Below are 19,536 nucleotides of genomic sequence, written 5' to 3' on the forward strand. Positions count from 1 at the left end.
CGACATGCATGCTTCTTCGCTAGCCGAAGAGCGAACTCATCGCGCCGCCCCCGAGAAAGCCGTTCAGCCGGATCGGATCAGAGCAGGGAAGCGCAGTCCAACGAGCCCTGCCCGCAGTGCGTTGGGAAATCTTCCCGATGTTCGGCAAGCCTACGATCCGTAGAGCCCGGCAACGATCGGCATGCGGGCGGCGCGGAGCGCGGGAAACAGTCCGCCGAACAAGCCGACGACGAGCGCGAGCAACAGACCCTGGCCGATCAGGCGCGGACTGAGCTGGAAATTGAACACCACCTGGCTGAAACTTCCGCCAATGGTCGAGGCAGTGAAGCCGTCAAAGACCAGATAGGTGGCCGCGGCCCCGATCACGCCGCCGACCGCAGCCAGGATCAGCGACTCGACCAGCGTGCCGACGAAGGTCGAAAAGCCGCTGAACCCGATCGCGCGCAGGGTCGCGATCTCGGTCGCCCGCGCCGCGACCGAGGAGTACATCGTGTTGAGCGCACCCGCCAGCGAGCCGAACGCCATCGCGATCGCCAGGGGCCAGCCGAGCTTTTGGATCAGGTCCGACGTATTCGACGCCTGCTGGGCGAAATAGGCGGCCTCGGACATCACGTCGAGCTTGAGACGAGGATCGCTGTCGCTGTATGCGCGCAGCGCCTCGATCGCCGCCGGGTTGATCAGCCGCGCGCGTACGGTCTGGACGGCGCCGACGCGCTTGAACAGGCTCTGCAGCACCGGCAGATCGGCCCATATCTCAGATTCGAACACACTGCCATCGGCGGCGAAGATTCCGACCACCGTCCACCGCGTGCTGTTGAAGGTCACCGTCTGGCCGAGATCAAAGCCCTCGAACTCCTTGCCCAGCGCCTTGCCGACAATGATCTCGTTGGTGCCCGGATTGAACATCCGGCCGGCGGTGATGACAACGCCGCGGCGTAGCGCGGGGCCCTGGGGGCCAAGACCGCGCAGCGGCAGGCTCGCCTTGGTCCCGGTGCTGCGCTTGGTTCCATCGACCGTCAGGTAGAGTTCGCCTGAAGTCTGCGGTTTGCCGTCGGCGCCCCTGGCGATGCCAGGACCATCCTCGATCAGCCTGACTTGATCGCGCAGGACCACGCTGTTGATCTCCGAAAGCGAACCGCTGCGTAACGCAACAGCGATGTCCTCCGCGCCGGAGTCCGCGATGGTGCGCTGGAACCCATTGGCCATGGCGAGGAAAGCCAGCAGTACCGTGACGACGAGGCCGACAGCGATCACAGTCGCTAGTGACAGCCACAGACGCTGCGGCAGGCTCTTGAGGTTGATGGTGGTGACGGCGAGAATCTGCAGGAAAATCGAGCGCATCGAGTCAGTTCCGGCCTAGCGCGGTGACGATATTGAGGCGCATCGCGTTGAGCGCCGGTACGAGACCTGTGATGATACCGAACACGACCATCAGTCCAACCGCCGCTGCAACGATATCGGGGTATAGCGACAGCGTCGGAACGAAGCTCATCAGGCTGTCCCGCACTCTGGCGATCAGAAGGAGCGCGACGCCGAGGCCGGGCAGGCCGCCGAGCAGCGCCAACAGGATCGATTCGCCAAGCACCATGCGCAAGATGCGGCCACCAGAAAAGCCCAGCGTCTTCAACACGCCGATCTCGCGCGTGCGCTCGCGCACAGTCATCACCATGGTGTTGCCGACGATCATCAGGATCGTCACGAAAGCCGCCCCGACCACCAGTTCGACGATCAGCGCGATGTTGCCGAGCTGAGCGGCGAACGCCTTGCTGAAGGCCTTCTCGCTGTCGGTCCTCGTCTCGTAGGGGGAATTGGCAAACATCCCGTCGATGGCGTTGGTCACGCGCTCGTTGGCGGCCACAGAGGTGGTGCGCAGCGCCAGCCAACTGATCAGGTCCTTGCCGAACGAGCGCGTCTCGTTGAAATAGTCGTAGCTCATCACCATGACGTTGGTGTCGGCCTGCGGAATGCGGGCGGTGAAGCTGCCAATGATGGTGAAGTCCCAGGCGTGAGAGCCATTCTTCTGGGACCAGATGTTGCTCGAGATCGGAATATGATCCCCGATCTTCCAGCCCCACTTCTCCATCATTCGCGCCCCGACCAGAACGCCGGTGCGCTCGCGGATGAAGGCGGCGCGTATCTCGGGTGAAAACACGAAGTCGCTGTCGCGAAGCTTCATCCAGTTCTCCGGATCCACCGCAAAGGCAGCGACAAAATTCCTCGGTTCCTGATAATAGCCCCCGAACCAGCTGAAGTGGTTGATCTGGGCGACGCCGTCGACGGCAGCAACACGATTGTAGTAGGAAATCGGCAAGGGCTGGGTGAAGTTGATTTTGTTGAGGACCACCAAGCGGTCCGGCGTGGCGCGGTCCTGGCCTGCGTTGAAGGCGCGTTCGAAGCTCGCCAGCACGGCGAAAATCGCAAATGCGATCAGGATCGACACCATCATCAGAATCGCCCGCAATTTCCGGCGGAACAGGTTCTTGCGAATCAAGACCAAGTCGTTCACGCCGCGAGCTCCTTCTCGATGAAGTTGCCCTTGTCGAGATGCAGCGATCTCTTGGCGTATCGCGCCGCCGCCGGGTCGTGGGTCACCATGACGATGGTTTTGCCGAGATCCCGGTTGAGCACCTGCAGGATCGACAGGATCTCGTCAGCGGTGTCACGATCGAGATCTCCGGTCGGTTCGTCGCACAACAGCAGGGCCGGGTCGGAGACGATGGCGCGCGCGATGGCGACGCGCTGCTGCTGCCCGCCCGACATTTCCTTGGGATAGTGCTTGACCCGGTCGGCTAGCCCGACCACGCCGAGCGCGGTCTCGACCCGCTGGCGCCGCTCCTTTCGGCCGAGCCGCGTCAGCAACAGCGGCAATTCGACATTCTGCGCCGCGGTCAGCATCGGCATCAGATTGTAGAACTGGAAGATGAAGCCGATGTGGGATGCCCGCCAGCGCGAAAGTTCGCTCTCGGACAGGCGGTCAAGGCGTTCACTGGCGACCTCGATCTCGCCGGTGTCGGACCGATCGATGCCACCGAGCAGATTGAGCAAGGTGGTCTTGCCGGACCCCGACGGTCCCATCATGGCGACGAAATCGCCGCGTGGAATAGCAAGGTTGAGACCATTGAAGATGGTGATCGTCTCCTTGCCCTTGGTGTAGCGCTTGCAAAGATCGACGATGCCAACCATCGGGCTATTTGGCGATGACATGGGTACTGCTCTCGCTGGTTGAGGAGGAATCGGACTGTGCCGCCGCAGGCGCGGCGTCTTCCCGGAAGGTCACCTTGATCGCCATGTCCGGCAGAACGCGCGTGTCCTTCACATCCATGCCGACACGAACCTTGACGGTCGCCTTCTCGCGATTGGCGGTCGGCACGATGGCGATGACGGCGCCTGGGATGCGCCAGTCCGGATAGGCATCGAGTACGGCTTCGACGCGGGTGCCGGCATGCAGGCGGCCGATCGAGGCTTCGTTGACGTCAACCTCGATCTCGATCGAGTCCATGTCGACGATGGTGCAGATGCCGGTGCGGGTGAAGCCGCCGCCGGCCGACAGTGGCGAGATCATCTCGCCGGGTTGCGCGCTGCGCTCGACCACGATGCCGGTGAACGGGGCGCGGATCCGGTGCTTGCCGAGCACCTCGCCGGAGCGCTGGGCTTCGAGTCGCGCCGCCGCCAGCTGAGCCTGCGCCTGGCGGAGCTGGGCACGCAGCACGCCGGCTCTCGCCTGCGACTTGGTCAGATCGGCCTCGGTGGCATAATTTTTCCCCGACAGCGTCTGAGTTCGATTGAGGATTCGTTCGGCGTCGGCCAAGTCGGCCGCAATCGCGGCCACGGCCGCATCGGAGGCCTCGGCGCGTGCCTGCGCCAGCGCGTAGTCCTTGTCCGCCAGGACATCGTCGAGCCTGGCGAGAACCTGGCCGGCCTCCACCACCATGCCCTCGTCGACCAGCAGTTCGACGACCTTGCCCGTGACCTCGGCCGCGACCGTCGCCTTCCGGCGCGCCACCACATATCCGGACGCGATCAGACTGCCCGCGCTGGGCGCGGCTGGTTGGGCTGGATGCTCCTGTTGTGCGATCTGGGTGGATGGGACCTCGGCTGCCGGTGCCTGCGCGGACGGCAACGAACCGACGAGCCAAAACGCTGCGCCGCTTCCCAGCACAAGCAGGGAGACCGTTATCCCCACGGCTGGCAGCAGCCATCTTTGCCGCCGTGACGAAGGCCCGGCCGGTGGGGGCCGTTCGATGACGAGCGAGCGTAACGACCGCGTCCTGTCATCCATCCGACTACAAGCCCCAAATGACGTAGCTGATGTTATGCGGCACATCCTTGACACGAGCCACTGGCTGGCGCAACCGCGAGGTGACTTCTACCGTGCGCGGCGTTTCACCGCTCCGGTCCGACTCCGGCGCCGCCATCCCCAAAGAAAGCTACCGGACGCGGCAGGCTCGTTCTCGCCCGATGCAGAATTCGGCTAGCCGATTGTTAGCCCGATTGGCCGATTCTGAAATTTTCGTCGTTTTCTGATGTCATCGCTGCCGACCCGGCAAGTGCGTCACGACGGAATTCGGGGGATTGCGGTGACGGTGCACTCAATTCAGCGATCTTGCGATTGATCACGCAGGTCCAGCGGACAGTGAGCGCGCTGAATGCCCGCGCGCTAGGTCACCCAAGCTGACCTGGCGTCCCGGTTCGCAGTCGGCGCCCGTCTGCCAGAGACTCAAGTAGCCGCCGAGAAGGCCGAGCGCCGGACTTCCCAAGAGGCCCTCGATCGCATTCAATTGTCAGATGGGCGATCTGTCCGACCCGGCCGTTCCCCGTGGTCAGCCGCAATCGGTGCAGCGCGAAAATAGCTTGGCGGCGCGCCGATGATACGCTTGAAGGCACGACTGAACGCTGCTTCCGATTCATATCCAAGCCGGCGTGCGACGACCGCGATCTTCAAGCGGTCGCGAAGCAGCCACTGCTTTGCTTCCTGCATCCGCAACTGCGCCACGTACCGGGCAGGCGTTTGGCCGACCACATTGGCGAAGCGCAACGCAAATGCCGAGCGAGACGCATGCATGACGTCCGCCAGCGCCTCGACTGTCCAATCCCCGGTCGGATCGCGATGGATCGCGGCGAGAACGCGCCCGATACCTGGGTCGCGCGCTGCCGCGACCCAACCTTCGGAGCCGCAGCCTTTCTCCACCCAGTTGCGAATCAGCGCCGCGGCAACGACATCGGCCAGCCGCGTCAGCATTCCACCCGCACCGACGCGATCCAGCGCGAGTTCGGCGGTCATGGCCTCGAGCAAATGCGGGATGGCGGGCTCGTCGGTGGCGAGTTCGTGCATCTGCATCAGCTCAGGCATCATCAGAAGCAGGGGATGCTGGCTGTCGAGGTTGAAGGTCATGCCGGCACCGAACAGCACGGTTTCTTCGCCATCGCTATTGCCGTCGCTGCAGGTGTCGAGGATGCCGCAGCAAACCGGCTCGAAGTGGCAATGCTCCACGGGCGCGGGGAAGGCATCAGGCGAACTCGCCAATGCGTGTTCCGCGCCGCGCGGCAGCAAGACCGCATCACCTTCTTCAAGGGGGACCCACGTGCCGTCGGGAGTTCGCAGCCAGCAGCCTCGTCCCGCGACGAAGTGGAATTGGGCCTTTGACTGCGCGGGAAATAATAGACCCCACGGTGCCGTCATGCGGCAGCGCGCGTAATCGACGCCCTCGAGCTTCAGCCCCCGGAGCATCTCAGTGAGGGGGTGCGTGGAGGTATCTTTGGACGAATTATCAAGCATTGCGGGTTTCCTAGCATGGAAACTCCAAACGGTCACGTCCATCTATGGGCGTTCCCTCTGGAGACGATCATGCCCGATTCCGCCAATGCCGCACTTGCTGCCGATGTTTCTCCAATAACCAATGCGCCGACTGCATCGGCGTGGGCGGCTGTCGTCTCCTTGATGCTGGGCGCGTTCAGCCAGGTCACTGCTGAGTTCCTGCCTGCCAGCCTGCTTACGCCGATCGCCGCCGATCTCGGTGTCTCGGTCGGCGCTGCCGGGCAGGTGGTGACAGCGACGTCCCTTGTCGGGATCGTCGCCGGGCTTGCAACAGCCATCGTGACACGCGCCATGGATCGCCGCGTCGTCCTGTGGTCGCTGACGGTGCTGTTGATCGTATCCAATCTGCTGTCGGCGACAGCAAGCAACCTGACGATACTTTTGTTCGCCCGCACGTTGCTCGGCATCAGTCTCAGCGGCTTTTGGGCGATGGCAACGGCTACCGCGATGCGGCTTGTCCCGGCGGACGCGCTGCCGCGCGCGATCTCACTGATCTTCAGCGGAGTATCGATTGCCACAGTCAGCGCTGCGCCGATCGGGGCATATCTTGGCGATCTCTGGGGGTGGCGGAACGTGTTTTTGCTTGCGGCTGTGGTCGGCGCCGTCGTGCTGGTCTTTCAGGTGCTGACGCTGCCGCGCTTGCCGCCGCTCACGTCGCCGGATGTGCGCACGCTTTTTGTATTGATGCGGCGGCCAAGTGTCCGGCTCGTGATGATCGCAGTCGCCATCAGCATCTCGGGCCATTTCGCCGGTTTCACTTACGTCCGCCACTTCCTCGAGCAAGTGCCAAAGCTTCCGGTCACGACGATTTCACTCGTCCTGCTGGCTTATGGCGTGGGCGGTTTCCTCGGCAATTTCGCGGGCGGCACGCTTGTCGTCCGCAGCGCGAAGGTAGCGATCGTCACTGGATCTGCAGCCATCGCCGTGCTCGCGCTGGTGCTTCTTGTTTTTGGCAGCTCGGGCCTTGTCTCGGGCGTCGCGGTTGGCCTCTGGGGTTTTGCCTTCGGCGTGCTCCCGGTTGGCTTCCAGACATGGATGGTGCGGGTAGCATCGGACGAAGCCGAATCTGCCGGTGGCCTGCTTGTATCGGCCTTCCAGGTCGCGATCACGGTCGGCGCAGTCGTTGGCGGCATTCTGGTCGACGGCTTCGGCCCGTTCGGCGCCGTTGGTTATCTCGCGGCGGCGACGGCGGCGGGCGCCCTGCTTGTGTCGCTGTCGCGCAGCGGGGAGGTGCGGCCCTGAAGTGTGGTCTCTGTGTCGCCGCGGCCCGGTCGCGTTGACGCATCTGTCTGGGAAAATGGTGCCCAGGGAGGAATCCAACGCAACCACCGACACGACGAACCCCTGTTTGTCCTTAGTATGGTGGCGTGGCGCCCGATACCGATCGCCCGCTTGCGGTCGTCACGGCGACGCACTGTCAGTTTTTCCTCCTGTTAGAACCGGAACGGTTTCTTGTAATCGAAAACTGGTGGATCGGCATTAAATCGAGGATCGATGGCCACCAGCGATTGTCTGGCCACCTTTCGATGATCCGCCATACCAAACAGGCCGTCGCCTCGACCGAAATTGCCGCGAGCTTCCAGGGCCAAGGCGTCCGGTTACTGCGCGGCGGCAACGCGCCCTGTGTAGGTCCCAGTCAGAAGATCGACGCCCTTGTCGGCGACCGCCATGACGGTGGCGTTCGTGTTGGCGCTGATGATCCTGGGCATAATGGAGGCGTCCATGACCCGAAGGCCGTCTATCCCCTTGACCCGCAAGTCGGGCGTGACCACGGTCGTGGGGTCTTCCGCCCTACCCATTCGGCAGGTGCCGACCGGGTGAAAGTTGCTCTGCGTCGTCGCTTTCATGTATTCGACGAGCTCCGCGTCGTCCGTTATTGCCTGTCCCGGCGACAGCTCTTCTTCCACGATGTCAATGAACGGTGCTGTTGCGACGATCGTCCGGAGATACTTTAGCGCCTTCAATAGGCGTCGTGTGTCCTCTGGATCGCTCATCCAATTCGGATCGACCTCAGCGTCATCCTCTGGAAGCGCCGATTTCAAGCGGACGGACCCGTAGGAAAGCGGGCGAACCAAATTGGCCAGAAGCGTAACGGCGTTGCGTGGCTTGACCGTCAGTGTCGGCCACATCAGACCAATGCAATAGATTTGGATATCGGGCGGCCCGGCGGGATCGTCCAAATTGACGAACGCCATCGTCTCGGATCCCGTGGAAGCGATAGGGCCTGTGCCAAAAGCGAAATACTGAATGACGTTCCGGATCAGCTTGATCCCTGCGTCCTCGCCGAAATAACCAAACGGGCCCTTCGTCGAAAGAGACAGAAAGACTTCGTTGTGATCTTGCAGATTCTGGCCGACGCCGGGCAGGTCGGCGACGATTGGGATGTCGAACTGGGCCAGGTGATCGGCGGGTCCGATCCCTGAAAGCATCAGGAGCTTGGGCGTGGCGAGCGCCCCGGCCGTCAAGACGACTTCATGCGTCGCCTTCGCCTGATGGACCTTCCCGTCTTTGACGTATTCGATCCCGATCGCCCGCTGACCGTCGAACAGCACCCGGTTGGCCCTCGCTTCGGTAACCAGGGTCAACCGCTCGTCGCCGATCACCGGCCTCAAGAACGAGTCCGCCGAGCTGCGGCGTTTTCCTCGAAAGGTCGTCGATTGTTCGTACCCCACGCCGTGCAGCTCACCGCCCGTGAAATCGTCGGTGAAAGGGACTTTCAGTTTTTGCAACGTCCGGACGAAGATGTTGGCGGCCTCGGAGATGTAGGCCGGGTCGGAAACCTTGAGAGGCCCGTCTCCGCTGTGCGCGGCATTCTCCAGCCTGACGTTGCCCTCCTGCTTGCGGAAGTAGGGGACCAGGTCATCCCAGCCCCAGCCCGCATCGCCGGACAACGTGTTCCAACGGTCATAGTCGTCCTTGGAGCCGCGAGCGTAGGTCATAACGTTCACCGAGCTTCCCCCGCCAACGACGTTCCCTTGCATGATGTCGACGGCTCGACCCTCGAGCGCGGGCTGGGGCGTCGAGGTGTAGCGCTTGATGTAGGGCGATTTGCCGAACACGATTTTGACGGCGCCAGCGGGCATGTGGATCAGCATATTGTCGTCGAGCGGCCCGGCCTCCAAAAGCAACACCGTCGCCCCATGGTCTTTGACCAGGCGGCTGGCCACGACGCAGCCGGCGCTGCCTGCTCCCACTACGATGTAGTCAAAGGTATCGGACACTGAGGTCATTTGGTTTCTTCCTGGTTGATCTCCCGGCCGCTTCAATTGCTGGCGCGAGGGACGGCTGAAACAGGGCGGGATTTTGGCGTTGGCGTGAACCGATAGGGACCGTTGCAGTTCACGCCAAATCGCGGATATGGACCTCAGGTCTTGGCTGAAATCACCCGCAAGTAACAATATTCCTTCAGGCCTTCGGCGCCATACTGCACGCCAAAGCCCGAGTCCTTGTTACCGCCGAACGGCACGTTCGGATTTACGACCAAGTGCTGGTTGATCCAAACCGTCCCGGCCTCCATCCGATGAGCGACCGCGTCCAGTTCGGCCGGGTCGCGGCCCCAAACCGATCCCCCAAGCCCGTAGTCTGTGGAATTGGCGATCTCGATCGCCTCGTCGATGGTGCCGTACTTGATCAGCGACCTCAGAGGACCGAAGTTTTCGAGCTTCACGTAGTCGGCGTGGGGCGATGGGTTGTCGAGGATCGTGACTGGAAAGAAATTGCCTTTCCCTTCGATCTCATCGCCGCGGTAAAGAACGGCGACACTATCTTTTTGAATGGCCGCCCAGGTCGCCTGCAGCCGCAGAAGTTGCGCCCGGTTTTGGATGGGCCCGATCGTGGTGGCGGGATCGAATCCATCGCCCAGGACTTGCTCGGCGGCAAATTTCGAGAGCGCCGCGGCCATTTCATCGTAGCGGCTTTCATGCACCAACAGCCGCTTGATCGTGATGCAACCCTGACCGTTTACCAAGAACATCCCCCAGAAAATGGGAGCGATCGCCGCATCAACGTCGACGTCCGGCAGCACAATCCCGGCGTCATTGCCGCCCAACTCGAGGGTCAGGTGCTTCAGCGTCTGGGAGGCGGACTCGAAAACCCGCCGGCCGGTCTGAGTGGAGCCCGTGAACGAGATCTTGTCGGCTTCGGGGTGGGACGTCATCCAGGGGCCGACATTGTCGCCTCCAGTCACCACGTTCAGGATGCCGGCGGGGAGAATGTCGCGCACCAGTTCCGCGACGCGCAACACGGTCAGCGGTGTGTAGAAAGACGGCTTCAGGACGACTGTGTTGCCCGCGATCAGGGCGGGAACGACCTTGTCGTACGATAGAAGTAATGGCAGATTCCAGGGACTGATGGCCGCGACGACACCGAGGGGCGCATAGTGCCGGGTGACCCGGCCAACGCCCGGTTGGGTGGTTTCCACGTCGGGAAGGCTTTGCGCGAGAACGCCCGGCGCGAAGTCATCCAAAACAGCCGCGACTTCCCACAGGGCGAGGCTTCTCGGGCGGCCCCCCTCGGCCATGAGGAGGGTGACGAGCTCTTCACGATGCGCTTTGACGTTCTCGAACGCCTTCTCGAGGATCGATCGTCGCGCCTCCCAGGTCAGTTTGCTCCACGAGGAAAAGGCTCGGCGGGCGGCCGCGAACGCTGCATCCATTCCGTCGCGCTCAATGTCGGGCACTTTGGCGAGCAGCTCGCCGGTGGCGGGATCAAGAACATCCAGGGTGTTGCGAGCACCGACACCCTTTCCGTCGATCAGGTTTGTAAAAATGCCGCGGACGCCAGCGGCGGCGAGAGCACTCTCGCGAAGCGCTGACACGGAGTCAGCCGGAATGGATTGCTCGACCATGAGCGTGTTTCCTTCAAATAAGGGCCAGGACTCCGCAAACTCTAGGCAATAGACCTAGAAGTCGCGATCGAGGTCGGGGAAGAACTCGGCGAGCAAATTGCCGATGTACCGTGTGAGATTCGGGAGGCTTCGGGCGTAGTCGGTCAGCCTGGGATGCATCTCGCGGAGCTGATAGACCAGGATGGTCATTCCGAAGACGACCGCGTCAAAAGACGTCGGCCGGTCGGTCCCGAGAAGATACCGATTTTCGCCCAGAATTTCGGCGACGGCCGCGAGGTCCTTGGACGCCTTGTCCACGATTTCGTCGGGCGTATAACGCGCGATGCCCTGCCCGTAGGTGCGGTCTTCCATGTCGTCCCGCAGCCCCTGAAGGCCGGGGCCCATTCCGCCGAAGGCGTGCTCGAAGAACCAGTCCGAACCTTCTTGATCATAGAATTCGTAGATCAGCGCGATCCAATAGAGGTGGTCCTCCAGCGTCCGCTGGACGAGGTGGCCGACAGCGCGCTGATGGTCGCTCAAACCGGCGTCGGGATCTGGAAAGGCCGTCTTCAGAAAGCCAATGACCAGGTCGGAATCGGCGACTTTCACGCCATCGACCGTGATGAAAGGTACCTTTCCACGCGGCGCATTGCCAACGCCCTGCTCGGCGACGGGTTCGAAGGGGATTCCTTGGAAACGAAGATGAGCTGTCAGCTTCGCAGAAAAAGGCGACAGCGTCGGGACCCTGCGCGCGACGTCGGGATCGAAAATGCCGAAGCGGTGCAGAGCCATGACAGTCGACGGTCCAAAGTGGACCTTATCGTACGGGTTCACATAGACGGGGATCTTCTTCATCACGGGCGTCCTTCATCTCGATTCACGCTCACAGCGCTGAGCACACCAGACCGAAGGCAGCGGCTCCGCCCGTCGTTTCTGGCGCACGTGGGATATCGCGCATTGTCGAGACGATGATAATCGGATGAACGTCGACAGGACTTTTCGGGATTTGCGAGCAATGTCGTTAAAGCGGCACCGGAAAGGTCAGTCCGCGACCAGATTCTTCGCCAGGAAATCGATGAACGTTCGCACACGCTGACTGGAGACGCTGCCTGCGGTGACAGCGTACAGATTGGCGTTGGAAGTCACGAACGTGTCGAGAGCGGTGACAAGTGCGCCAGAGGCAAGCTCCTTGCGGATGTCCAAATCGTTTCGCATGATGACGCCGTGGCCGTCGAGCGCCCATTGGCGAAGAACGCCGCCATCGTTAGCAACGCGATCGCCCGCAACACGAACCGTAACGGGTCGTCCCTCAACGGTGAAAGACCACGAAGAAAAGGTCGATCCAGGGCGCGGGTGGACGAGGCAATTGTGCGCGGCCAGGTCATCTGGGTGATTGGGTGCAGCATGGCTTGCCCAATAGGATGGCGCGGCGCACACCACGCGGCGCCCTCGAAGCATCAATCGAGCCTTGAGAGCCGAATCCGCCAAGGGGCCATTGCGGAGTGCTAGGTCAATGTCCTGCTCCACGAGATCGACGACACCATCGGACAAGTGCAGCGCAATTTGTACGGCGGGGTGTAAGTCGAGGAAGCGATCGATCAGCGGCGCTACCTCGGTCCGGCCAAAATGTTGCGTGGCCGTCATCCGGATTGGGCCGCGCAAGGGCCCGTCCTGAACCCCGGCGATGGATGCGTCCCAGTCTGCCAAGAGCTTTCTAGCATCGGCGAGAAAACGTCGCCCTTCGAACGTGAAGCTCAATCTGCGGGTCGATCGCGTGATCAGACTAACACGCGCCTGCTCTTCCAACTGCTGAAGCGCGACCGTCACCGTTGAGGTCGAAACAGACACTTGGCGGGCGGCTGCTGAAAAGCTGCCCGTCTCAGCTATAGCTACGTACAGGCGGAGGGCCTCCAGCGTGTCCATTTCTCGCAAATCCCGAAAGGTCCAATCGAGAATAGCCTAATTATCGACGAGGCAAATACAACCGATATTGGCTTCAACAAGCAGGAGAAGCCCATGTCCACCTCATCGACGATAGCCGACAGCAGTGCCCCCTCTGCCAACCACACGATCATCCGTGTTGGCCTGATCGGCGTCGGAAACTGGGCTTTGAACGGCCCCGTTCGCGTGCTCAGCCTCATGCCGCAATATGAAATGGCGGCTGTCTATAGCCAGCGTCGCGACGCCGCGCAGTCTGCTGCGGACACCTTCGGTATCAGGCATGTCGTCGGGTCGTTCGATGAATTGGTTCGCCATCCAGACGTCGACATCGTCCTCGTGCTCACGACAGGTCCGCAGCACGAGGAAGCGGTACGCGCAGCGATCGCTGCGAGGAAGACCGTGTACTGCGAGTGGCCCTTGACGCCGGTCTCGAAGACCTCGGCTGAACTGGTCGACCTTGCGGCAAAAGCTGGTGTGCAAACCATTCTCGGCACCCAACGCCGGTTCGCGCCAGGGCTGCGCTATCTGAAGGATCTTCTCGGCGATGGCTACGTCGGTCGTGTGCGCTCGGTCAGGATGCATGTGACGGTGAGCAGTTTCGGCAAAAATCGCAGCAAGGCGATTCGTTGGAGCGCCTTCCCCGAAAATTTCATGGGCGTTACCTCAATTTTCGGCGCGCACTTGATGGACCCCCTCTTCTCGATCGTAGGCCGTCCGACTGAGATCTCGGCCGTTTCTGTCAACCAGTGGCCGGAAATCAAAATCGTCGAAACGGGCGAGGAGATCAGCACGAAGGTTCCGGATCAATTGCTGCTGCAAGGCATCCTCGCAAGCGGAGCCGTGTTCGCCGTTCATATCGAGGGCGGGAAGCATCATGGCACCGGCGTTCAGATCGATATCACGGGTGATGATGGTGACTTGCAGATCACCAACACCTCGGCGTTCGGGGACGTGGGCGAAAAATATAATCTATTCGGTGCCCGCGTAGCGGACACCAAGATGGCGCCACTCGCAGTGCCCGCATCGTACAACTGGTTGCCACCCTCTGATCTTCCTAGCGGCGTGCTGGAGCTCGCCGATCTCTTCGAGGTTCATGCCCGCGATCTCGCAAGCGGCTCGCGAACCGTGCCCAGCTTCGAGGACGCCCTCTTCATGCAGCGGCTGCTTGAACAGGCAGCGATCTCGTCAGCCAGCGGACATCGCATCAAGCTTTAGACGCTGCCGCGGCCGGTCCTCCGCCTTGGCGGCAAATCACACCGGCCGCGACCATCCTCCACCAACTGCCAAGTAACATTCGCGCCGCTCTGCGAGCAGGCGAGCGATGATCACTGGCGCTTTGAAAGGCGAAATGTCATGCCAACCACCGCGAGAGTCGCCCGTATTCACGAATATGGTCCTCCCGAAGTCCTGAGGTTCGAGGACATCGTCGTGGGTGAGCCGGGCGACGATGAAGCATTGATCCGCAACACCGTCATAGGTCTCAACTTCGTCGACGTTTATTATCGTAGAGGTACTCTTCCGGTCCCTGCCTTTCCAGCGATCATCGGCGACGAGGCCGCCGGGGTAGTCGAAGCCGTTGGCAAAAACGTCAAGAACGTCAGCGTGGGTGACCGCGTCGTCTATGGCGATATCGCATTTGGCGCCTACGCTACGGCCCGCTTGCATTCCGCAGACCGGCTTGTCCGCATTCCGGCAGGTGTTTCTGACGACCAGGCAGCTAGTGCCTTTCTAAAGGGGCTCACCGCTCGCTATCTGCTCAAAGAGGTGCTCGAGCTCCGACCCGGTGACACCGTTCTGTATCATGCAGCAGCGGGCGGTGTAGGTCAGATTTTCGTTCAATGGGCGAAAGCACTTGGTCTAACGGTGATCGGCACAGCGTCCAGCGACGCTAAGGCGAAGCTTGCACGTCATGCCGGCTGCGACCACGTCATCAATTATTCCTCCGAAGACTTCGTCGCCGAAGCGCTCGCGTTCACCGCAGGCAATGGCGTGGCAGCTGTTTTCGACTCCGTCGGGGCGGACACGTTCCGTGGGTCGCTGGCGGTTCTCAGGCCGCGCGGAACGCTTGTGCAATTCGGGAAGGCGTCTGGATTCCCGGAACCACTGGACCCGTTCGAGTTGGCACCACGCGCGCTTTATCTGACGTGGCCCATTCTCCCTCACTACACGTCCACCGCAGAAGATCTGGCGATCGCCGCAGCCGACCTATTCGACGCAATCGCGACGGGAATTCTCAAGGTCGATCCCAGCAATCTTTATCCGTTTAGCCAGCTAATCGAAGCTCACCATGATCTCGAAGAGCGCCGAACCACCGGCGCGGCAGTGCTGCGTGTGACGGCCGCCGATCTCCCTTGATCAAATTTCATGCGCTGCACCGTCCGAAGACGCCCGCGGCCCCGATCCACGAAACAATGCTCAACTAAAGGAATAACGCGATGAATACCTCTGTGATTGAAGCGATCGAGCGCCAGAAAACCACCAACCTTTACGATGCGTCGAAAAGCATTCCCGACGATGAAATTCGTGAGCTGGTGCGCTTGGCGACATTCTCCCCGACCGCGTTCCACCTGCAGAATTGGCGCTTTATAGCGGTGCGGTCGCCGGAAGCCAAAGCAAGGCTGCGGGCGGTTGCGGCTAATCAGCCCAAGGTTACCGAAGCTGCCGTCACTTTCATCATGGTCGGTGAACTGGCCGTGGCTGACGTGATGGCTGATCGACTGGCGGGCTCGGTGGCGGCAGGTTTCATGCCTGTCGAGATGGTGCCGGGCTGGGAAGCCGCAGCAAAATCGCTTTACTTCGAGAAGCCTCAGACCCAGCGCGATGAGGCAATTCGATCGGCGACCTTTGGCGCAAGCGGACTGATTCACGCCGCGCAGGCGATGGGTCTGGGCACTACGCCGATGATCGGGTTTGATCCGGTCGGCGTGTCACGTGAGTTTAGTCTCAGCGATAATGAGGTCCCGGCACTCCTCGTTGCCGTCGGCTATCCGACGGAGGCGAATTGGCCGCAGAAGCCGCGTCGGCCGATTTCGGACGTTCTCGCGTTCGCGTAACTCTTCTGACCAGCGCCGGTCGCGTTTCACACCAGCCTCGTCGAACTCTCGGGAGTTCGGTTGTGTGGTGAATCCGCCCAGTCATCCGCCCGCCAGAACCGGTTGGTCCGGCCTAAACGCTGGCGTTATCTAACCCGACCTTGAGGAACGTCCCATGACCCAACGTTTGAACTACACCACCATTGCTCCGGTCGGCGTAAAGGCCCTTGGCGGCGTTCACGCCTATATCGCGCAATCGAATTTGCCCGCTCAGCTCGTCAATCAGGTCTATCTGCGCGTCTCGCAGATCAACGGCTGTGCCTATTGCATCGACTTGCATTCTCGCGACCTGCTTAAGGGCGGCTTGGCCGTCGAAAAGCTGGTGCTCGTCACTGCCTGGCGCGAGGCAGGCTCCCTGTTCGACTCACGCGAACGTGCGGCTCTGGCTTGGGCTGAAACAGTCACGCGCGTCGCCGACACCACTATACCGGATGGCGAATTCGAGTCTGCGTCGGCGGCGTTCTCTGAAAAGGAACTGGCCGACCTGACGATCGCGATCGGGCTGATGAATGCCTACAACCGACTGGCCATCGGATTCCGCAACCCACCCAAGGCAGCTACTTGAATGTGAACGAAGCACGTCGACGGGCCGCCCATCCGGCGACCGAGGCTGGTTTCGCACAGAGCTTCAGCTCAGGCCACAAGACGGGAAGCCTCGATATGCTGTCCGGTCACCCACCAGCAGCGTAGCTCCGGCCTTATCTCGACCCCTCTCTGAAGGAACCGACACGATGACCACGATTTCTGCGTGGGGGACCAATTCATTCTGTGGCGAACTCACTGGCGACTTCGGTGGCGTGTTTGAGGCTACATCGATTGACGGTTGCCGCTTGTTTTGTCGTTTAGCGGAAATTCAGTCGCACGGCGTTTTGGGACTTTTGCAACACTATCCGCCAGAAGCAGTCGTTCAATGTTACTCATTCTGCGAATGAGCCCTCGCCAAGTGACCAAGCTCCGCCAACGCAGCGTGCTGCAATCAATCAGTTGTCGAACGGCATTGCGCTCCTGAGGCGGAGCTGAATCTTACAATGTCGTAGAAAATCGCGGAATATCGTAGCAATGGTGCCCAGGGGCGGAATCGAACCACCGACACTGCGATTTTCAGGCTACATCTTCTCGAACGATTCTAGCCCCTTACCGGTTAGCGAACTGTCTAACGGCGCACTGAAGATCAAGGAGGTAGCCCGACGTTGTCTAGCGGCAGAACTACAAATGCACCTTTGATGGACGTACATCGATCGCCAGCCAAGTGGTCTGTCGGTTACAAGAGGATCAAAATCTATCCAAAACTCTCGACCCTTTGCGATATACATTTGATTTATGTCGAACCGAAAATAGTGTTTGAACGGTTCAATCGTGTCCGTTTGCTTTGAGCGAGGCGAACCGTCGGCACCAAAATCCACAATTGTGGGAACTGGGAGTGGGCCAGATACCGTTGTCGAAACGAGGGCGCTAATTCGGCCAATCAGGTCCATAATTAGCCCCCTAAGGTGCTGCAGATCCTGGCGATCTCCGTAGCGCCGCCGCGATCCGGGCTTAGTCGATCACAAGCCGTCCGAAGTAGTTTCGCATCATTCATGCTTTCAATTTCGTTTTGCGTTGCCAGATTCAAATCGAATAATCTGAAGCCAACGGCGAAAGTGCCCGGCTCCGTCACAGTTACGAGGAGATAGTTACCAGGAAAGAATCTCAGATCCGCAATCGTAGAGCCAGAATCCGGCGAATATACCAGCGGCTCTTCGGAAGTCGTTTTCCCGCTTGATTGAGACCACCTAACAACCTCAATTACTCGCCGAGTAGCCCATGCGAGCGTGAGTACTCCTTTGTCTAGTACGCTCGCTGTCGGAGGACGTCTGCTAAACCAGGAAGGCCGAAGTGGATCTCCTTGCGCCTCCTCTGGTAGTTTCAGAGTCGCCAACGGAGCTTCCCCATCTTTGTTAACATCATAAATAGCAATTGAGGATGGTCCGGTTCGGGCTGCGACCCAGTTGGAATTGCGAACGAAGCTGATCGACCTTAACGGCTGGTTTCTCAAGACAACGAAGCTAGTCGGATCCTGCCAATCGGTTTTCGGCAGAGTCCACGAATTGAGAGTTTTGCCGGTTCTGTCCCGAACCCGGAGTTCAGACACCTGCTGATGTTGATCTATGTCTACAAGCCAGCTCTTCCACGGAGAGAAGACCGGCCACATGAGTCCCACCGGGAGTTTCATAGAATCCTGTGCGAGAAACTGGGATTTGTCAGGATCAAGCTCCGCACGTTGCATAACAATGTTCCCAGAGCCTGCCGCCCCCATCGCCCAAAGGGCGCCTTCAGATGTGTCAAACAACAAAAATCTCGGAGTCGTGTCTTTAAATACTGATTCTAGGGCAACGCTTTTCGATGAACCTTGGGAATCGCTAAACGAAACGACCCGATCATTAATCATTATTGGCGCTTGGTTTTCACCTAGAAAACCTACGAAAGGTAGCGGCGGAAAACCCTTATCAGACGGCTCCTTCTTTTTTGGCGTGCGAAAGCTTAAGTTTGAACCTTGTCCAATTTTGCCGTCCTCGCTTAAGCATCACGAAGTCGGGCGGCTAACGTAGGTTCTGATCTTGCGGGATCGTCATCGGCGTCCGTTACCCAGACAGAGCTCGTGTGCCGCCACTACGTTTACGCACGATCAGCCGCTCTTCTTGTAGAGCCGGTACAGTTTGTTCCGATTGATCCGGACCTCTTACCGAGCAAATATCAGCCCCATATGCCGGTAGCCGAAGCGGCGGCTTGCAGGCCAATTCCGTCAGCCGGGCCAGCAACGCGCCATCATTCGGTCGTGTCGCGGCATGGCGATAGGTTTTCGGCTTCCGGCCTGCAGGCCCGCCGTTGCGAGAACAAGCAGGAAAGATCGTTAGTACGTAAAAATATACTCCATTGCTCGTTGAACGATTGCCCCCACCTTCTGCCCAGCAAGCTAGCTTTTTTGCCCTCACGAGAATGCCGCTCGGTCAGAGCGCATGACGCTTGAACGCCCCACTACTTCAAACTTTTCTTCCCTGGGAGAAAAAGGCTCTCTCAACATCAACCGCGCGCCACGTTTGCAGCGAACCATCCCAATCATGCCAGCGCGATCCACACGAATTCAGTTCAGACGCCTTGCGAGCACACCAGTGACACCAGTTCTCATAGGTCTGCGCTTGTCGCTGTCGCGCAGACGCTGACATTGTGAATGCAGGATTGACGTAAAGCCGTCGCACCTCAGCATGCGGATGGCTTTGGAGAATTTCGCTCACGACACTATCATAAACTGCCATCGTGTTTGGGCGCATGAACATCAACAGCTTCGACCCAAACGACATGCCCAAGAATTTTATTCGCTGCGCAACGACTAGAGCTTCGGCGATAGAGACAAAAGATGCATCTCTTGCGCGGCGCAGATGTTGTAGAACTTCGTTCGGATCCTGAGCCGGCAACCCTGCTCGTCCAACGAGTATGGCACGGCTTTTTGACAATGCTCGTCGTACATTAACACGCCCGTCAGTTCCGGAAACGAAACCCCAGAAGATCACAGACAACAAACCGTGGATCAAGTCCTCATCGGCATCGCTGTTGAGCAGCCGCGAGTGAAATTGGTCCTGGGCGAGCGACGAGTAATCTGATCGAGATTCTCGCAAAGACCATTCCTCTGGCACCTCAGGTCGCAGTCTGAGGTCGGCCCACGATATTGCAAAGTCGCTCTCGCCATCTGAACGGACCAAGCGAGCAGGAATATACTCGTAATCTTCCCTCGCGCGGTCAAAGGATCCTACTGACATCAATGACGATTGCATGTTGAACTTACTCTTTATCGCCTACAGTGCCATTGACCTGCTCCCCAATTTGCC

Annotated in this window: 15 protein-coding genes; 5 read left to right on the forward strand and 10 right to left on the reverse strand. The window is 60.1% G+C overall.

Annotated elements, in window-relative coordinates; translation table 11 throughout:
• Positions 1 to 150: 150 nt before the first annotated feature.
• From FXB40_RS29735 to FXB40_RS29755, 5 genes are all read right to left on the reverse strand, one after another.
• On the reverse strand, positions 151 to 1,341 hold the full coding sequence (locus FXB40_RS29735) for an ABC transporter permease (protein ID WP_148775668.1): 1,191 nt from the start codon (positions 1,339 to 1,341) through the stop codon (positions 151 to 153).
• A gap of 4 nt (positions 1,342 to 1,345) precedes the next feature.
• On the reverse strand, positions 1,346 to 2,506 hold the full coding sequence (locus FXB40_RS29740; RefSeq protein WP_148775669.1) for an ABC transporter permease: 1,161 nt from the start codon (positions 2,504 to 2,506) through the stop codon (positions 1,346 to 1,348).
• Positions 2,503 to 3,204, reverse strand: coding sequence for an ABC transporter ATP-binding protein (locus tag FXB40_RS29745; protein ID WP_148775670.1), 702 nt, complete (start codon positions 3,202 to 3,204; stop codon positions 2,503 to 2,505). Before FXB40_RS29745 ends, FXB40_RS29740 begins: the two co-directional genes overlap by 4 nt.
• Positions 3,188 to 4,324, reverse strand: a complete 1,137-nt coding sequence (locus FXB40_RS29750) for an efflux RND transporter periplasmic adaptor subunit (protein WP_347339786.1) — start codon at positions 4,322 to 4,324, stop codon at positions 3,188 to 3,190. Before FXB40_RS29750 ends, FXB40_RS29745 begins: the two co-directional genes overlap by 17 nt.
• Positions 4,325 to 4,774: 450 nt before the next feature.
• Positions 4,775 to 5,776: an AraC family transcriptional regulator gene (locus FXB40_RS29755; protein ID WP_148775672.1), complete on the reverse strand. Its 1,002-nt coding sequence runs from the start codon at positions 5,774 to 5,776 to the stop codon at positions 4,775 to 4,777.
• Positions 5,777 to 5,845: 69 nt separating this feature from the next.
• Here FXB40_RS29755 and FXB40_RS29760 point away from each other — a divergent pair, with 69 nt between their 5' ends.
• Positions 5,846 to 7,057 carry an MFS transporter gene (locus FXB40_RS29760; RefSeq protein ID WP_148775673.1) on the forward strand — a complete coding sequence of 404 codons (1,212 nt, stop codon included), beginning with the start codon at positions 5,846 to 5,848 and terminating at the stop codon, positions 7,055 to 7,057.
• A 356-nt stretch (positions 7,058 to 7,413) separates the two neighbouring features.
• Here FXB40_RS29760 and FXB40_RS29765 read toward each other — a convergent pair whose 3' ends face one another.
• From FXB40_RS29765 to FXB40_RS29780, 4 genes are all read right to left on the reverse strand, one after another.
• On the reverse strand, positions 7,414 to 9,045 hold the full coding sequence (locus FXB40_RS29765; RefSeq protein ID WP_148775674.1) for a GMC family oxidoreductase: 1,632 nt from the start codon (positions 9,043 to 9,045) through the stop codon (positions 7,414 to 7,416).
• Between the two features lie 134 nt (positions 9,046 to 9,179).
• Positions 9,180 to 10,661: an aldehyde dehydrogenase family protein gene (locus FXB40_RS29770; RefSeq protein ID WP_148775675.1), complete on the reverse strand. Its 1,482-nt coding sequence runs from the start codon at positions 10,659 to 10,661 to the stop codon at positions 9,180 to 9,182.
• Positions 10,662 to 10,715: 54 nt separating this feature from the next.
• Complete coding sequence (locus FXB40_RS29775) at positions 10,716 to 11,495, reverse strand: glutathione S-transferase family protein (RefSeq protein ID WP_148775676.1); 780 nt, start codon at positions 11,493 to 11,495, stop codon at positions 10,716 to 10,718.
• Between the two features lie 186 nt (positions 11,496 to 11,681).
• Positions 11,682 to 12,563, reverse strand: coding sequence for a LysR family transcriptional regulator (locus FXB40_RS29780; protein WP_148775677.1), 882 nt, complete (start codon positions 12,561 to 12,563; stop codon positions 11,682 to 11,684).
• A 93-nt stretch (positions 12,564 to 12,656) separates the two neighbouring features.
• Here FXB40_RS29780 and FXB40_RS29785 point away from each other — a divergent pair, with 93 nt between their 5' ends.
• The 4 genes from FXB40_RS29785 to FXB40_RS29800 all read left to right on the forward strand — a co-directional run bounded on the left by FXB40_RS29785 (position 12,657) and on the right by FXB40_RS29800 (position 16,238).
• A complete protein-coding gene (locus FXB40_RS29785) occupies positions 12,657 to 13,796 on the forward strand; it encodes a Gfo/Idh/MocA family protein (RefSeq protein WP_148775678.1) in 1,140 nt (379 codons plus the stop codon).
• A gap of 138 nt (positions 13,797 to 13,934) precedes the next feature.
• A complete protein-coding gene (locus FXB40_RS29790) occupies positions 13,935 to 14,936 on the forward strand; it encodes a quinone oxidoreductase family protein (protein ID WP_148775679.1) in 1,002 nt (333 codons plus the stop codon).
• Positions 14,937 to 15,016: 80 nt separating this feature from the next.
• Entirely contained in the window at positions 15,017 to 15,634 is a 618-nt protein-coding gene (locus FXB40_RS29795) for a nitroreductase family protein (protein ID WP_148775680.1), read from the forward strand.
• 154 nt (positions 15,635 to 15,788) lie between these two features.
• Positions 15,789 to 16,238 (forward strand): carboxymuconolactone decarboxylase family protein, encoded by a 450-nt coding sequence (locus FXB40_RS29800; RefSeq protein ID WP_148775681.1) that lies wholly within the window; start codon positions 15,789 to 15,791, stop codon positions 16,236 to 16,238.
• Positions 16,239 to 18,693: 2,455 nt separating this feature from the next.
• On the opposite strand, the gene FXB40_RS29805 is transcribed toward FXB40_RS29800, so the two are convergent.
• A complete protein-coding gene (locus FXB40_RS29805; protein WP_148775682.1) occupies positions 18,694 to 19,482 on the reverse strand; it encodes an 8-oxoguanine DNA glycosylase OGG fold protein in 789 nt (262 codons plus the stop codon).
• Positions 19,483 to 19,536 lie beyond the last annotated feature (54 nt).

The organism is Bradyrhizobium rifense (genome assembly GCF_008123425.1).
In the GTDB taxonomy this organism is placed as follows: Bacteria; Pseudomonadota; Alphaproteobacteria; order Rhizobiales; family Xanthobacteraceae; genus Bradyrhizobium; species Bradyrhizobium rifense.

Excerpts from the sequence above, each read along its gene's own strand:
- FXB40_RS29735 (WP_148775668.1), bottom strand. The coding sequence starts at position 1,341 with ATGCGCTCGATTTTCCTGCAGATTCTCGCCGTCACCACCATCAACCTC.
- FXB40_RS29745 (WP_148775670.1), bottom strand. The coding sequence starts at position 3,204 with ATGTCATCGCCAAATAGCCCGATGGTTGGCATCGTCGATCTTTGCAAG.
- FXB40_RS29750 (WP_347339786.1), bottom strand. The coding sequence starts at position 4,324 with ATGTGCCGCATAACATCAGCTACGTCATTTGGGGCTTGTAGTCGGATG.
- FXB40_RS29755 (WP_148775672.1), bottom strand. The coding sequence starts at position 5,776 with ATGCTTGATAATTCGTCCAAAGATACCTCCACGCACCCCCTCACTGAG.
- FXB40_RS29760 (WP_148775673.1), top strand. The coding sequence starts at position 5,846 with ATGCCCGATTCCGCCAATGCCGCACTTGCTGCCGATGTTTCTCCAATA.
- FXB40_RS29765 (WP_148775674.1), bottom strand. The coding sequence starts at position 9,045 with ATGACCTCAGTGTCCGATACCTTTGACTACATCGTAGTGGGAGCAGGC.
- FXB40_RS29770 (WP_148775675.1), bottom strand. The coding sequence starts at position 10,661 with ATGGTCGAGCAATCCATTCCGGCTGACTCCGTGTCAGCGCTTCGCGAG.
- FXB40_RS29775 (WP_148775676.1), bottom strand. The coding sequence starts at position 11,495 with ATGAAGAAGATCCCCGTCTATGTGAACCCGTACGATAAGGTCCACTTT.
- FXB40_RS29780 (WP_148775677.1), bottom strand. The coding sequence starts at position 12,563 with ATGGACACGCTGGAGGCCCTCCGCCTGTACGTAGCTATAGCTGAGACG.
- FXB40_RS29785 (WP_148775678.1), top strand. The coding sequence starts at position 12,657 with ATGTCCACCTCATCGACGATAGCCGACAGCAGTGCCCCCTCTGCCAAC.
- FXB40_RS29790 (WP_148775679.1), top strand. The coding sequence starts at position 13,935 with ATGCCAACCACCGCGAGAGTCGCCCGTATTCACGAATATGGTCCTCCC.
- FXB40_RS29795 (WP_148775680.1), top strand. The coding sequence starts at position 15,017 with ATGAATACCTCTGTGATTGAAGCGATCGAGCGCCAGAAAACCACCAAC.
- FXB40_RS29800 (WP_148775681.1), top strand. The coding sequence starts at position 15,789 with ATGACCCAACGTTTGAACTACACCACCATTGCTCCGGTCGGCGTAAAG.
- FXB40_RS29805 (WP_148775682.1), bottom strand. The coding sequence starts at position 19,482 with ATGCAATCGTCATTGATGTCAGTAGGATCCTTTGACCGCGCGAGGGAA.